Annotated in this window: 13 protein-coding genes; 6 read left to right on the plus strand and 7 right to left on the minus strand. The window is 66.1% G+C overall.

All coding sequences use genetic code 11. The annotated features are described in order from the left end of the window. Positions 1-28 precede the first annotated feature (28 nt). Complete coding sequence (locus tag ACQY4V_RS03715; RefSeq protein ID WP_428515566.1) at positions 29-337, minus strand: DUF6476 family protein; 309 nt, start codon at positions 335-337, stop codon at positions 29-31. Between ACQY4V_RS03715 and ACQY4V_RS03720 the strand changes: the two genes are divergently transcribed. From ACQY4V_RS03720 to ACQY4V_RS03735, 4 genes are all read left to right on the plus strand, one after another. After that, positions 336-1,379: an RluA family pseudouridine synthase gene (locus ACQY4V_RS03720; RefSeq protein ID WP_428515567.1), complete on the plus strand. Its 1,044-nt coding sequence runs from the start codon at positions 336-338 to the stop codon at positions 1,377-1,379. The genes ACQY4V_RS03715 and ACQY4V_RS03720 overlap by 2 nt on opposite strands. 167 nt (positions 1,380-1,546) lie before the next feature. Then, positions 1,547-2,443 carry an RNA polymerase sigma factor RpoH gene (gene rpoH, locus ACQY4V_RS03725; RefSeq protein ID WP_152491809.1) on the plus strand — a complete coding sequence of 299 codons (897 nt, stop codon included), beginning with the start codon at positions 1,547-1,549 and terminating at the stop codon, positions 2,441-2,443. Positions 2,444-2,552: 109 nt separating this feature from the next. After that, entirely contained in the window at positions 2,553-3,578 is a 1,026-nt protein-coding gene (locus tag ACQY4V_RS03730) for an alpha/beta hydrolase (RefSeq protein WP_428515568.1), read from the plus strand. Positions 3,579-3,626: 48 nt separating this feature from the next. Beyond that, positions 3,627-3,896, plus strand: coding sequence for a DksA/TraR family C4-type zinc finger protein (locus ACQY4V_RS03735; RefSeq protein ID WP_428515569.1), 270 nt, complete (start codon positions 3,627-3,629; stop codon positions 3,894-3,896). Positions 3,897-3,985: 89 nt separating this feature from the next. Here the strand turns inward: ACQY4V_RS03735 and ACQY4V_RS03740 are convergent, their stop codons facing one another. The 3 genes from ACQY4V_RS03740 to ACQY4V_RS03750 form a co-directional block, all read right to left on the minus strand. Beyond that, positions 3,986-4,171 (minus strand): hypothetical protein, encoded by a 186-nt coding sequence (locus ACQY4V_RS03740; RefSeq protein WP_428515570.1) that lies wholly within the window; start codon positions 4,169-4,171, stop codon positions 3,986-3,988. Positions 4,172-4,228: 57 nt separating this feature from the next. Next, the gene (locus ACQY4V_RS03745) at positions 4,229-6,049 is read right to left on the minus strand and encodes a M3 family oligoendopeptidase (protein ID WP_428515571.1); all 1,821 of its coding nucleotides are present in this window, start codon (positions 6,047-6,049) and stop codon (positions 4,229-4,231) included. 168 nt (positions 6,050-6,217) lie between these two features. After that, on the minus strand, positions 6,218-7,102 hold the full coding sequence (locus ACQY4V_RS03750; protein ID WP_428515572.1) for a LysR family transcriptional regulator: 885 nt from the start codon (positions 7,100-7,102) through the stop codon (positions 6,218-6,220). A gap of 95 nt (positions 7,103-7,197) precedes the next feature. On the opposite strand from ACQY4V_RS03750, the gene ACQY4V_RS03755 reads away from it, so the two are divergent. Then, positions 7,198-8,454 (plus strand): M24 family metallopeptidase, encoded by a 1,257-nt coding sequence (locus ACQY4V_RS03755; protein WP_428515573.1) that lies wholly within the window; start codon positions 7,198-7,200, stop codon positions 8,452-8,454. Between the two features lie 56 nt (positions 8,455-8,510). On the opposite strand, the gene ACQY4V_RS03760 is transcribed toward ACQY4V_RS03755, so the two are convergent. Together ACQY4V_RS03760 and ACQY4V_RS03765 are read right to left on the minus strand one after the other, a co-directional pair. Next, the gene (locus ACQY4V_RS03760) at positions 8,511-10,106 is read right to left on the minus strand and encodes an ATP-dependent DNA ligase (protein WP_428515574.1); all 1,596 of its coding nucleotides are present in this window, start codon (positions 10,104-10,106) and stop codon (positions 8,511-8,513) included. Further along, positions 10,103-11,116: a ligase-associated DNA damage response exonuclease gene (locus tag ACQY4V_RS03765; RefSeq protein WP_428515575.1), complete on the minus strand. Its 1,014-nt coding sequence runs from the start codon at positions 11,114-11,116 to the stop codon at positions 10,103-10,105. The genes ACQY4V_RS03760 and ACQY4V_RS03765 overlap by 4 nt, the downstream gene beginning before the upstream one ends. A 102-nt stretch (positions 11,117-11,218) precedes the next feature. Between ACQY4V_RS03765 and ACQY4V_RS03770 the strand changes: the two genes are divergently transcribed. Next, a complete protein-coding gene (locus ACQY4V_RS03770; RefSeq protein ID WP_428515576.1) occupies positions 11,219-12,049 on the plus strand; it encodes a fumarylacetoacetate hydrolase family protein in 831 nt (276 codons plus the stop codon). Here ACQY4V_RS03770 and ACQY4V_RS03775 read toward each other — a convergent pair. Then, entirely contained in the window at positions 11,973-12,992 is a 1,020-nt protein-coding gene (locus ACQY4V_RS03775) for an alpha/beta fold hydrolase (RefSeq protein WP_428515577.1), read from the minus strand. The two genes, ACQY4V_RS03770 and ACQY4V_RS03775, sit on opposite strands and share 77 nt — an antisense overlap. Between the last annotated feature and the right edge of the window lie 3 nt (positions 12,993-12,995).

Consider the following 12,995-nt stretch of genomic DNA (forward strand, 5'->3'; position numbering starts at 1 on the left):
GCCAGCCCGCGGTCTGACGATCACGCGGCTAGTCGGTGGTGACGTCGATGGTCTGGCGCAGTTCGCCGGTCGTTTCGTCGAAAATGAGGATCGTGTCGGCGTCGGTTACCACGGCGTACCAGCCATTGGCGCGGGTGAAGGCGGTGGGCGTGGTGCCGTCGGGCAGGGTGATCGTGTCGGGCAGGGCAACGCGGGTGGCACCGGAGAACTTGGTGACAAAGAGCGCGACGATGACTAGAAACCCGAGAATCATCACGCCCGTCAGGACGGTCACGAGGGTGCGCAGGTAGCGCACCATCCCGGGGTCGATCGACGGCGGCTGAGGAGAGTCGTTCATGGGCGCAGCCCCCCTGGAGTCCAGTGTTACCGTGCGGATCGGGGCCGATCCGCCGCCGCGCCTTGATAAGGCGCTCGCGCGCGATGTGCCAGAGGAAGCGTCGCTGTCGCGGACGCGGCTGGCGCGGCTGATCGCGGAGGGCGCGGTGCGCGTGGGCGGGGCGGTTGTCGCCGACCCCAAGGCGAAGGTGGTCGAGGGGGACATCATCGAAATCACCGTGCCTGTGGCCGCCGAGGTGGACGTGGTGGCGCAGGAGATCGCGCTGGATGTGGTGTTCGAGGATGATGACCTGATTGTCGTGAACAAGCCTGCGGGCATGGTGGTGCATCCCGCGCCGGGCAGCCCGGATGGCACGCTGGTCAATGCGCTGTTGCATCATTTTGGCGGCAGCCTGTCCGGCGTGGGCGGCGAGAAGCGGCCCGGGATCGTGCACCGGATCGACAAGGAGACCAGCGGGCTGCTGGTGGTGGCGAAGTCGGATCGGGCACATCACGGGCTGGCCGCACAGTTCGAGGCGCATAGCGTGGAGCGCAAGTACCTGGCCGTCGTGCACGGTGTGCCGGATGCCGCCGATCCGCGGTTGCGCGGCGTGCGTGGGGCCAGTTTCGAGGCGGGCAACATCCTGAAGCTGACGACGCAGCTGGCGCGGCACAAGACCGACCGGCAAAGGCAGGCGGTGCTGTTCGGGGCCGGGCGGCACGCGGTGACGCGGGCGCGCGTTATCACGCCGTTCGGGGCGCCGCCGCAGGTCGCGCTGATAGAGTGCTGGCTGGAGACCGGGCGCACGCACCAGATCCGGGTTCACATGGCCCATGCGGGCCACGGGCTGGTGGGGGATCCGGTCTATGGCGGGCGGCGCAAGCTGAACGAAAAGGCGTTGTCGCCGGGCGCCCTGGCAGCTGCGCAGGCCTTTCCGCGGCAGGCGCTGCACGCCGCGGTGCTGGGGTTCGTGCATCCGGTGACGGGTGAGACGATGCGGTTCGAGGCCGACCTGCCCGAGGACATGGCGGACCTGTTGCAGGAACTGGGCGTCCCGGCCTGACGTTAATATGACAGCACAGCACGTGTGCGTGAGCAAACGTCACATCACTGGAAAACCGGGCCGGTTTGATTCATAAATAATTAAACCATTCGGTTCACCTGTCTTGAATCCGGGCAAATGGCTGCCCATATGGATGTTAAGACAATAAACATTGGAGGGTCACAGGGTTGAGCAATTATGCAAATCTTCCTGCGCCGTCGCCCGAAGCCGGGCTGAACCGCTATTTGCAGGAAATCCGGAAATTCCCGCTGTTGGAGCCGGAAGAGGAATACATGCTGGCTAAGCGCTGGGTCGAGGAACAGGACACCGAGGCCGCGCACCAGATGGTCACCAGCCACCTGCGCCTGGCGGCGAAGATCGCCATGGGGTATCGCGGCTATGGCCTGCCGCAGGCCGAGGTCATTTCCGAGGCCAATGTGGGCCTGATGCAGGCGGTCAAGCGCTTCGACCCCGAGAAGGGGTTCCGGCTGGCGACCTACGCGATGTGGTGGATCCGGGCGAGCATCCAGGAGTACATCCTGCGCAGCTGGTCCATGGTCAAGCTGGGCACGACGAGTGCGCAGAAGAAGCTGTTCTTCAACCTGCGCAAGGCCAAGGCCCGCATCGGCGCGCTGGAAGAGGGTGACCTGCATCCCGACAAGGTGAAGCAGATCGCGACCGACCTTGGCGTCACCGAGGACGAGGTGATCAGCATGAACCGCCGGATGTCCGGGGGCGATGCGTCGCTGAACGCCACGGTGGGTGCCGAGGGCGAAGGGACGATGCAGTGGCAGGACTGGCTGGAGGACGAGGATGCCGACCAGGCCGGCGACTACGAGAAGCGCGACGAGCTGGAAGCGCGGCGCGAGCTTTTGGCCGAGGCGATGGACGTGCTGAACGACCGCGAGAAGGATATTCTGACGCAGCGCCGGCTGAGCGAAAAGGCGGTGACGCTGGAGGATCTGAGCGGCCAGTACGATGTGAGCCGGGAACGGATCCGACAGATCGAGGTACGCGCCTTTGAAAAGCTGCAGAAGCGCATGCGGTCGCTGGCCGCAGAGAAGGGCATGATGGCGACGGCCTGATCCAGGGCAGCGCGCGCAACTCACGCGACGGCACCGAAAATTGGCCCCTTCCGCATTGCGGGAGGGGCCTTATTGTTGCGAAGTGAGTCGGAACCGAAGGAGGCGTCCGTTGCGCGCGCTGCCAATTCTATGCCTGTTCGTGCTGGCGTCCTGCGCGCCGCGTCCCGCGGCGCATTATGCGCCGAGCGTGCCCGAGGCGCATCTGCAGACGCTTTATGTCGCGACGCAGAAGGCGCTGGACCATACCGGGCAGACCTTTGGCGCGAAGCGCACGGGCGAAGTGCGGTATTTCCGGGCCGATATCTCGATCCCGCCGACGCATCGGGCCGGCCACGTGCAGTGGCCCGACGGGCCGCCGGATGCGGCGACCGATTTCGTCGTGGCGGCGACGGATGTCTATCCGTCCGCCGCGACATTCCTTGGCGATGTGAAGGGGGCGCGTCCGGGGCGCGAGACGCAGGTCTTCGTGCATGGCTACAACACGACGCTGTCAGACAGTCTTTACCGGTTGGCGCAGATGCGCGAGGATTTCGAGGTGGCGGCACCGTCGGTGCTGTTCGCCTGGGCCTCGGCCGGGGATCCGCGGGGCTATGTCTATGACCGCGACAGCGTGCTTTATGCCCGCGACGACCTGGAGGATCTGCTGAACGCGCTGACCAGCGGGCCGCAGGACCGGGTGACGCTGCTGGCCCATTCCATGGGCGCGCAGCTGGTGATGGAGGTAATGCGGCAGGCGGCGCTGAAAGGCGACCGGCACCTTCTGGACCGGATCAGCGGCGTGGTGCTGATGTCGCCGGATATCGACCCCGATGTCTTTCGCCGGCAGGCCGAGACGATCGGGGAGCTGCCGCAGCCCTTCCTGATATTCGTGACGCGGCAGGACCGGGCGCTGAGCCTTGCCAGCCTGATCACCGGGCGCAAGAAGCGGCTGGGCGTGATCGACGGGCCGGAGGCGGTGGCGGGCCTGCCGGTGAAGGTGATCGACTTTACCGCGCTGGCGGATGGCGAGGGGCTGGACCACGCGGTGGCGATCACCTCGCCCTCGGCCATTTCGGTGCTGAACGGGATGCTGGAGCAGGCGTCACTGGGACGGAACGCGTTCGAGGATTACATGGTGCTGGAGGCGCAACCGTGACATGCGCCCGGCGGCATCCTATATGTGCCGTTCAGGAGGAATTTTGACATGGCCGGTGGATGGGCGCGCGACGGCGCGGTTTCCGAACAGATCGAAGCCTCGATCGAGGACGAATTGGCACGGATGAAGGCCGCGAAACGCCCGGTGGGCGAGAGCCTGACACATTGTGCCGAGTGTGAAGAGGAGATCCCGCAGGCGCGGCGCGAGGCGTTGCCGGGCGTGAAGCTGTGCATCGATTGCAGCCAGGAACGCGACGGCGCGCAGCAGGCGCGGGCCGGGATCAACCGGCGGGGCTCAAAAGACAGTCAGCTCAAGTAGGCGGCTGTCGCGGGGGGCTCTGCCCCCCACGGCGAAACATGGTTTCGCCGCTCCCCCCGGGATATTTCGGGCCAGAGGAAGAGATGGGCTCAGCGCCTTGGCGCGCGGCCGGTGAGGCGGCGCCAGACCGGGACCACGTCGAGCGAGGCCACGGCAACGCCGAGGGGGATCATCCAGAAGCCCAGCACCGGCAGGAAGCCGAAGATCCCGCCGATGATGAACAGGACCCCCAGCACCAGCCGCAGCCCCGGGGGCACGCGCGACCGGATGCGCACGAGGGCGCGTTTCAGACGGTTGCGCAGGCTGTGAGGGCTGCGGGTGCGGGGCAGGGATCAGTCCTCCATCGCCTCCAGTTCGTCGATGAAGCCGGAGATCATCGACAGGCCCTTGTCCCAGAAGGCCGGGTCCGACGCGTCGAGGCCGAAGGGGGCCAGAAGCTCCTTGTGGTGCATGGAGCCGCCCGCCTTGAGCATGTCGAAATACTTGTCCTGGAAGCCTGCGGGATTTTCCTCGTAGACGGCATAGAGCGCGTTCACCAGACCGTCACCGAAGGCGTAGGCGTAGACGTAGAAGGGCGAGTGGACGAAATGGGGGATGTAGGCCCAGAAGGTCTCGTACCCGTCCATGAAGTCGAAGGCGGGGCCGAGGCTCTCGCCCTGCACGGACATCCAGAGGGCGCCGATGTCTTCCGAGGTGAGCTCGCCGCCGCGGCGGGCGTCGTGTAGCTTGCATTCGAAATCGTAGAAGGCGATCTGGCGGACGACGGTGTTGATCATGTCCTCGACCTTGCCGGCGAGCAGGACCTTGCGTTCGGCGTTGTCCTTGGCGGCATCCAGCAGTTTGCGGAAGGTCAGCATTTCGCCGAACACGCTGGCGGTTTCCGCGAGGGTGAGGGGGGTGGACGACAGAAGCTCGCCCTGTTCGGCGGCCAGGACCTGGTGCACGCCGTGGCCGAGTTCATGCGCCAGCGTCATGACGTCGCGCGGTTTGCCGAGGTAGTTCAGCATGACGTAGGGGTGCACGTCGGTCACGGTGGGGTGGGCGAAGGCGCCGGGGGCCTTGCCGGGTTTTACGGCGGCGTCGATCCAGCCGCGGTCGAAGAAGGGTTCGGCGAGGTCGCCCATGCGCGGGTCGAAATCGGAATAGGCGTCCATCACCATGCCGCGGGCGGTTGGCCAGTCGATCTTGCGCGGGGCCTCCATCGGCAGGGGGGCGTTGCGGTCCCAGACCTGCATGCGGTCGAGGCCGAGCCATTTGCGCTTCAATTCGTAGTAGCGGTGGCTGAGCTTGGGGTAGGCGTCGACAACGGCGTTGCGCAGGGCCTCGACCACCTCGGGCTCGACATCGTTGGAAAGGTGCCGGCCGGTCTGGGGTGTGGGCATACCGCGCCAGCGGTCGATGACCTCTTTTTCCTTGGCGGTGGTGTTGTGGACGCGGGCGAAGGTGCGGATGTTGGCCTGGAAGGTGCGGGCAAGCTCGCGGGCGGCGGCTTCGCGCTTGGCGCGGTCCTGTTCGGTGAGCAGGTTGAGGGTGGATTCGATGCCCAGCTCCTCGCCGTCGACGTCGAAGGTCAGGCCCGCGATGGTCTCGTCGAAGAGGCGTTCCCAGGCGTCGCCGACGACGCCGAGGTCGTGCAGGAATTTTTCCAATTCGTCGGAAAGCTGGTAGGGCTTCATCGCCTGGATGCGGCGGATAACGGGCGCGTAGCGGGCGAGATCGGCGTTCTCGGCATACATTGCCACAAGCGTGTCGGTATCGAGCCGGTTGAGCTCGAGGGTGAAGAAAACCAGCGGGGTGGTGTAGTTGGTGATCTTTTCCTGGCAGTCGGAGAGGAATTTGGCCCGCTCGCCATCGGTGGTCTGCTGGTAATAACGAAGCCCGGCGAAGGACATGATGCGGCCGGCGACGGAGGAGATTCTCTCGTTGCGCTGGATGCATTGCAGCAGGCCGGCGGCGTCGAGATCGGCAAGCTTGCCCTCGTAATCGGCGGCGAAGTCGGCGCAGGCCTGTTCAAGCCAGTCGAGGTCGCGCTTGAGTTCGGGCGCGTCCTGGCCGGTATAGAGGTCGTCGAGGTTCCATTCCGGCAGGTCGCCCAGGTTGTCGGAGCCGGAGCCGGCGTTGACGTCGAAGGCGGGTTTGGGAAGCTGGAACATGCGGATCTCCTGTTGTCGCGTTGGTCAAGACATAGGGGGCGGGGCGGGCAGGCTCAAGCCGGGATCGGAATTGCGTGTGCCCGGAAGGTAGAGGTGCGGTCATCCCGGACTTGATCCGGGATCTATGGCAGGGGGCGAGGTCCTCGGGTCCGGCCCGTGGATGAGGGTCTAGGACGGTGAGGATCGTGCGAGCAGCGCCCGCTGCAGCGGAATGTCCTTAGGCTGGAGCGGCGCGGCCAGGCGGTGGTTCAGCCAGTACCGGCGCGTGGTCGTCAGATCGTCGCCAACCGGGACAAGCCGGCCGGAGGTGACGAGAGTGTCGAGCATCGGCAGGCTGGCCAGCGCGATGCCGTCGCCGGCCAGCGCGCGCCCGATGCTGTGGCCATAGCTGCGGCAGGTCTCGACGGGGCGATCGGCGAGGGGAGAGTCCGCCCTGCGCTCGCACCAGATGCGCCAGTTGATCCAGTTGGGCGCGAGGCGGGGATAGTCGAGCAGAGGCAGGGCGGGATGGTCGGCGAGCGCGGCGGCAACGGCGGGCGTGGCGGCAGGGATGATCTTCTCGTCGAAGAGCGGCGTGCCGGTCCAGCCTTGTGGCGGGGCCTCGCCGTAATGAACGGCGAGGTCGAGCGTGTCGGCGGTGAGGGCGCTGGGGTCGTCGGCGGTGAGCACGCTGACATTGCAGGCATCAGAGCTGGTGGCGAAGGCCTGCAGGCGCGGGTAGAGCCAGAACATCGAGACCGCGCCGTTGGCGGCGATCTGGAGGGTGCGGGGGGCGGTGACGCGGGCCGTATCGAGGGACGCCGTCAAGTAGTCGAGCGCGAGGCGCACGGGTTCTTCGAGGCGGCGGGCGGTGTCGGTGGGCACGGCGTGGCGGGCGCCCCGGTCGAAAAGCGGCGTGCCGAGCCAGTCCTCGAGCTGGCGGATGCGCTTGCTGACGGCGGCCTGGCTGACCATGAGCTCGGGCGCGGCGGCGGAGAAGCCGCCCCGTTTCATCACCGTGTTGAAGAAGATGAGGGTTTCCAGCGGGGGGAGACTGCGGCGGTCCTGACTCATTCTCTGAGGTTATCCAATAGCGTGAGAATTTCCAGCGTTTTCGAGGTCCATGCTGTCGGATATGGAATGTCAAGCATTGAGCCGAGGAGGATGACATGGCGGAACTGGACTGGCACGCGGAGCGGGCGGACCTTGCGGACCTGGCGCTGTTGGACAGGGCGCCGGAGGACGAGGGGATCGACCTTGTGGCGGTGCGGGGCTATCGGCTGGGCCGGGTGCGGGGGGAGATGCGCAAGCGCGACATCGCGGCGGTGCTGCTGTCTGACCCGGTGAACATTCGCTACGCCACGGGGGCGCGGAACATGCAGGTGTTCAGCCAGAGGAATGCGCCGTCGCGCTATCTTTTGCTGACGCAGGACCGCTCGATCCTGTTCGAGTTTACCGGCTGCGCGCATCTGGCCGACGGGCTGGAGACGATCGACGAAGTGCGTGCGGCGCGCACGGCGAGTTTCGTGGCGGCGGGGCCGGATATCGCCGCGCGGGAAAAGGCCTGGGCCGCCGAGATGGCGGATCTGGTGACCTCGCTGGTGGGCAAGGATGCGACGCTTGGGATCGAGCGGCTGAACGCCGGGAGTGCCATTGCGTTGCGCGATGCAGGCTTGCGGATCGTGGATGCGCAGGAGCCCGTCGAGATGGCGCGGGCGATCAAGTCGACGGAAGAGATGAAATGCGTCAACGCCTCGCTGCGGGCGACCGAGATCGGCGTGGGCAAGCTGCGCGCGGCGATCCGGCCGGGGATGACCGAGGCGGAGCTGTGGTCGGTTTTGCACCAGTCGATCATTGCTCAGAACGGGGATTACGTGGAGACCCGCCTGCTGAATGCCGGGGAGCGGACCAACCCGTGGTTTCAGGAGACGAGTGAGAACGTGATCGGCACCAATGAATTGATCGCGCTGGATACGGACGTGGTGGGGTGCCACGGCTATTATTCGGATTTCTCGCGCACCTTCCATTCCGGGCCGGGCAAGCCGAGCGCCACCCAGCGGGAGCTTTACAAGGTGGCCCATGAGCAGGTGCATCACAACATGGGCATCCTGCGGCCCGGCATGACGTTCCGCGACTATGCCGATGCGGCCTGGGACATTCCGGAGCAATATTATGCCAACCGCTATTACCTGTCGGCGCATGGCTGCGGGATGACGGGGGAATATCCTTATCTCTATCACCACGGGGATTTCCCGGATGCGGGCTATGACGGCGTGATCGAGCCGGGGATGACGCTGTGCGTGGAGAGCTATATCGGTGCCGAGGGCGGCACGGAGGGCGTGAAGCTGGAACAGCAGGTGCTGATCACTGAAACCGGCGTGGAGCTTTTGTCGCGGTTTCCGTTCGAGGATGATCTGTTGCGGTGAAAGAGTAGATTATTCGTACGAATAATCTTGGGGGAGAAAATTCGTACGAATTTTCTTTAGCCGTAGTGGATTAGCATGTCGCGGAGGTCTTCGAGCGTGTTCGCCTCCTGCACGGGCTTGTCGTGACGCCAGCGTTTCATGCGGGGGAAGCGCAGCGAGACGCCGGACTTGTGGCGCGTCGATTCCATGATCCCCTCGAAGGCGATCTCGAACACGTGCTCTGCCTTCACCTGCCGGACAGGGCCGAAGCGTTGCAGGGTGTTCTTGCGCACCCAGGCGGTGATCTTGCGGAACTCGGTGTCGGTAAGGCCGGAATAGGCCTTGGTGAAGGGCACGAGGTCGTTGCCGTCGCGCACGGCGAAGGTGAAATCGGTGAAGAGGTTTGCGCGGCGGCCGCTGCCCTGCTGGGCATAGATCATCACGGCGTCGATGGTCAGGGGATCGAGCTTCCACTTCCACCAGTCGCCTTTCTTGCGGCCGGAATGGTAGGGGGAGTCCTTGCGCTTGAGCATCAGACCCTCGGCGCGCGCGTCCCTTGCGGTCGCGCGGGTTTCGCGGAGGTCGTCCCAGGAGGTGAATGGTATGAGCGGGGATTGGCGGATGGGCGCTTCGGGCGGAAGGTCTTGCAGAAGGGCTTCGAGCCGGGCGCGGCGGGTGGCGAAGGGGGTTTCGCGCAGGTCGGTGCCGTTTTCCTCGAGCAGGTCGTAGGCGTAGAGGATGACGGGGGCGTCCTTGAGGAGTTTCTTCGGCACGGTCTTGCGACCGATGCGTTTCTGCAGGGCGTTGAAGGACATCGGGCCATCGTCCTGCCACGCCAGGATCTCTCCGTCGAGCACGGTGCCTGGGGGCAGGTAGTCGCGGGCGCGGGCCAGTTCGGGAAAGCGGTCGGTCATCAGTTCCTCGCCGCGCGACCAGGTGAAATGCTCGCCCCCGCGCAGGATAAGCTGGCCGCGGATGCCGTCCCATTTCCATTCGGCCAGCCAGTCCGACGGTTCGCCCAGCGTTTCGGGCTCTACGTCGTCCAGACCGTAGGCGAGACAGAAAGGATAGGGGCGCGAGAGGTCCGCGGTGGCGTCATGCGCCTCGATCAGCGTTTCCCAAGAGGTGCTGTCGGGGGTCCAGTCGCCCATCAGGCGGTGGGCCAGTTCGGCCTCGTCGCGCCCGGTCGCCTGCGCCAGCGCGCGGGTCATCAGCTTGCGCGAGATGCCGATGCGGAAGCCGCCCGTCAGCAGCTTGTTGAAGACCAGCCGTTCATGCGGCTGCATCTGGTCCCAGGCGTCGAGGATGGCCGCTTTGCGGGCCTCTTCGGTCTCGACATCGAGGGCGCGGAGGCGGGCGATCCAGGTGGCAAGGCTGTCGTCATGGTCGCGGGCGGGGGACGGCAGCACGAGGGCGATGGTTTCCGACAGGTCTCCGACGATGGGGTAGCTTTCCTCGAAGAGCCAGAGCGGGATACCGGCGCGCTCGGCGGCCCACTCGCGGAGTTTTGTGGTGGTGATGGCGCGACGGGGACGGCGGCCGGAGAAGAGGGCGACGGTCCAGAGCTTGTCGGCGTCGAGCGCGGTGGCGAAATACTCGGCCAGCGCGGCGACCTTGGTGTTGGTCTTGGTGGTCTGGTCGAGCGTGGTGAAGAGGGATGTGAAGCGTTTCATGCGGCATCTTCCGCGTCGTCGGCGCCGTCGAGGGATTCGCCGGTGAACTCGGTCGGGACAACCTGAGCGTTCCATCCCTGTTCATTCAGGTATCGCGCGAAGATATCTGTGTAACCATGCGTGGCATATATGTTTTCTGCGCCTGTTTCCTTGATTGCCGCGAGGAGGCCGGGCCAGTCGGCATGGTCCGACATGACGAAGCCGCGATCCACGGCGCGGCGGCGGCGCACGCCGCGCAGGCGCATCCAGCCCGAGGCAAAGCCGGTCGAGGCCGGGCGAAAGCGGCGGGCCCATGTGCTGCCCAGGGCGGAGGGCGGCGCGAGGACGAGCGCGCCGGGGTGATCCTTGGCCTTGAGGTCCGGCGTGACGTGCAGCGTGTCCGGCAGGGCGAGGCCCTGGTCGCGCAGGACGGCGTTGGTGTTCTCGACCGCTCCGTGGGTGAGGATGGGGCCGATGGCGGGGTCGAGCAGCGACAGGACGCGCTGCGCCTTGCCCAGCGAGTAGGCGCCGAGCAGGGAAAACGTGCCGGCGGCGGCGTTGGCGGCCCACCAGTCGTTGATCTGACGGGCCGCATCTTCTTCGGGCGTCCAGGTGAAGACCGGCAGGCCGAAGGTGCATTCGGTGATGAAGCTGTGGCAGGGCACCGGCTCGAACGGCTCGGACAGGCGGTCGGCCTCGGTCTTGTAATCGCCGGAGACGACCCAGACCTCGCCTTCGACCTCGACCCGGATCTGGGCGGAACCGGGAACGTGGCCGGCGGGGTGAAACGAGACGCGTGCGTCGCCGATCCGGCGTGTCTCGCCATAGTCCACCGTGTCGAGCGTGATATCGCCCAGCCGGTGGCGCATCACGGGCGCGGCAGCGGCGGTGGACAGGTAGCGGGCGTGGCCGGGCCGGGCGTGGTCGGCATGGCCGTGTGTTATCAGCGCCCGGTCAACGGGGCGCCAGGGGTCGATGAAGAAATCGCCGGCGGGGCAGTAGATGCCCTGGGGTTTGAATTGCAGAACCATGCGGGGGAGTTAGCGTGCCGGCAGGCGGTGGCCAGAGGATGAAGGCTTGCCGTGGCGCATGGGGCCGCTATCGTCGGGCAGAAGCGACAGGGGGGTGATGCCATGCGGTTTGTCAGATACGGAGAGCCGGGGCGGGAAAAGCCGGGGATGCTGGACGCCGAAGGTCGGGTGCGCGACCTGAGCGGCGTGGTGGCCGATATCTCGGGGGCCGTGCTGGGGGCGTTGCCGAAGCTGGACCCGGAAAAGCTGCCGCTGGTGGAGGGGACGCCGCGGCTGGGGCCTCCGGTTGCCGGGATCGGCAAGCTGATCGGGATCGGCCTGAATTACAGCGACCATGCCGCGGAGATCGGGATCGAGCCGCCTGCGGAACCGGTTGTTTTCATGAAGGCGACTTCAAGCATCGTCGGCCCGGATGACGACGTGGTTCTGCCGCGCGGATCGACTCATGGCGACTGGGAGGTCGAGTTGGGCGTGGTGATCGGGCGCGAGGCGAAATACGTGACCGAGGCCGAAGCGCTGGATTACGTGGCGGGGTACACCATCGTCAACGACGTCTCGGAGCGGCATTTCCAGATCGAGCGCAGCGGGCAATGGACCAAGGGCAAGAGCTGCGACACGTTCGGGCCGATCGGGCCGTGGCTGGTGACGCCGGACGCGGTGGGTAACGTGCAAAGCCTTGATATGTCGGCGGATGTGAGCGGCGAGCGGATGCAGACCGGCAACACCTCGACCATGATTTTCACGGTGGCGCAGATCATCGCGCATCTGAGCGAGGTCATGCGGCTGGAGCCGGGGGACGTGATTGCCACCGGCACCCCGCCGGGAGTGGGCATGGGGCGGGACCCCAAGCGCTATCTCAGGCCTGGCGACGTGATGGAGCTGGAGATCCAGGGGCTTGGGCGTCAGCGCCAGACGGTGCGTGCCGATCCCTGACGCGGGCGTAGAAGTCGATCAGCTTGCCGATCAAGGCGTCGCGGATCCCGGGCGCTTCCTGAAGCACCTCGTGGCGGGCGCCCTGGGCAATTTCCAGTTCGCCGCCGGGCCAGCGTGACATACGGTCATGGACGCGCGAGACATCGACAATGTCCTCGTCGGACCCCAGAAGGCACAGGCAGGGCAGGTCGGGCGACGGGCGGCGCCACATGCGGCGTGTGCCCATCAGCGATTCGTAGAGCCAGCGGAGGGACGGGCCGCCGATGGTCAGTTCCGGGTGCGCGGTGACCTGGGCGATCATGTGCTGATAGCTCTCAACGTCGGTGGTCAGGCGGTTTGTCTCGAACGGTTCGGCCAGAACGTAGCTTTGCGGTGAGGTGCCGGGCGCGTAGACGTGATCGAAGCCCACGCTGCGGCTGCTCCAGCCCAGCGACCAGGCGACGGGGCGCAGCGCGGCGGAGATGCGGATGCCCCACATCGGCGCCGAGAAGGACGCGCCCGCCACAGGCAGGCCGTCCATCACCGACTTGAGCGCGATGCCGCCGCCCATGGAATGGCCCAGAACGAACCACGGTTTGGGCAGGTCCAACTGCCGCGCGGCGTCGACCATGGCTGTGACGTCGTGCTGGTAGTCGTCGAAATGCAGGACATGGCCCGACATCTTGTCTTCGATCAGCCGGTCGGCCAGGCCCTGGCCACGCCAGTCGACGACCAGCGTGGTCAGGCCGGCGGTGGCGAATTGCCGGACGGTGCGGCCGTATTTCTCGATATATTCGGTGCGTCCGGGAAAGAGCAGAAGCGTGCCTGCACTTTCGCCGGCGTCCTCCTGCGGGCGCCAGAGCCCCAGGCGGATGCGCACCCCGTCGGCGGTGTCGCACCAGAAGGCGCGGCCACCGTCGGGGCCATCGGCAATATCGGAGAAGAAAGGCGCGTTCGTCAGCATGAG

It is taken from the genome of Roseovarius sp. (assembly GCF_965277045.1).
Taxonomy (GTDB): Bacteria; Pseudomonadota; Alphaproteobacteria; order Rhodobacterales; family Rhodobacteraceae; genus Roseovarius.

Bases quoted from the DNA above. Each gene is read 5' to 3' on its own strand.
- ACQY4V_RS03720 (WP_428515567.1), top strand. From the start codon at position 336: ATGGGCGCAGCCCCCCTGGAGTCCAGTGTTACCGTGCGGATCGGGGCC.
- ACQY4V_RS03715 (WP_428515566.1), bottom strand. From the start codon at position 337: ATGAACGACTCTCCTCAGCCGCCGTCGATCGACCCCGGGATGGTGCGC.
- ACQY4V_RS03735 (WP_428515569.1), top strand. From the start codon at position 3,627: ATGGCCGGTGGATGGGCGCGCGACGGCGCGGTTTCCGAACAGATCGAA.
- ACQY4V_RS03745 (WP_428515571.1), bottom strand. From the start codon at position 6,049: ATGTTCCAGCTTCCCAAACCCGCCTTCGACGTCAACGCCGGCTCCGGC.
- ACQY4V_RS03750 (WP_428515572.1), bottom strand. From the start codon at position 7,102: ATGAGTCAGGACCGCCGCAGTCTCCCCCCGCTGGAAACCCTCATCTTC.
- ACQY4V_RS03755 (WP_428515573.1), top strand. From the start codon at position 7,198: ATGGCGGAACTGGACTGGCACGCGGAGCGGGCGGACCTTGCGGACCTG.
- ACQY4V_RS03760 (WP_428515574.1), bottom strand. From the start codon at position 10,106: ATGAAACGCTTCACATCCCTCTTCACCACGCTCGACCAGACCACCAAG.
- ACQY4V_RS03765 (WP_428515575.1), bottom strand. From the start codon at position 11,116: ATGGTTCTGCAATTCAAACCCCAGGGCATCTACTGCCCCGCCGGCGAT.
- ACQY4V_RS03770 (WP_428515576.1), top strand. From the start codon at position 11,219: ATGCGGTTTGTCAGATACGGAGAGCCGGGGCGGGAAAAGCCGGGGATG.
- ACQY4V_RS03775 (WP_428515577.1), bottom strand. From the start codon at position 12,992: ATGCTGACGAACGCGCCTTTCTTCTCCGATATTGCCGATGGCCCCGAC.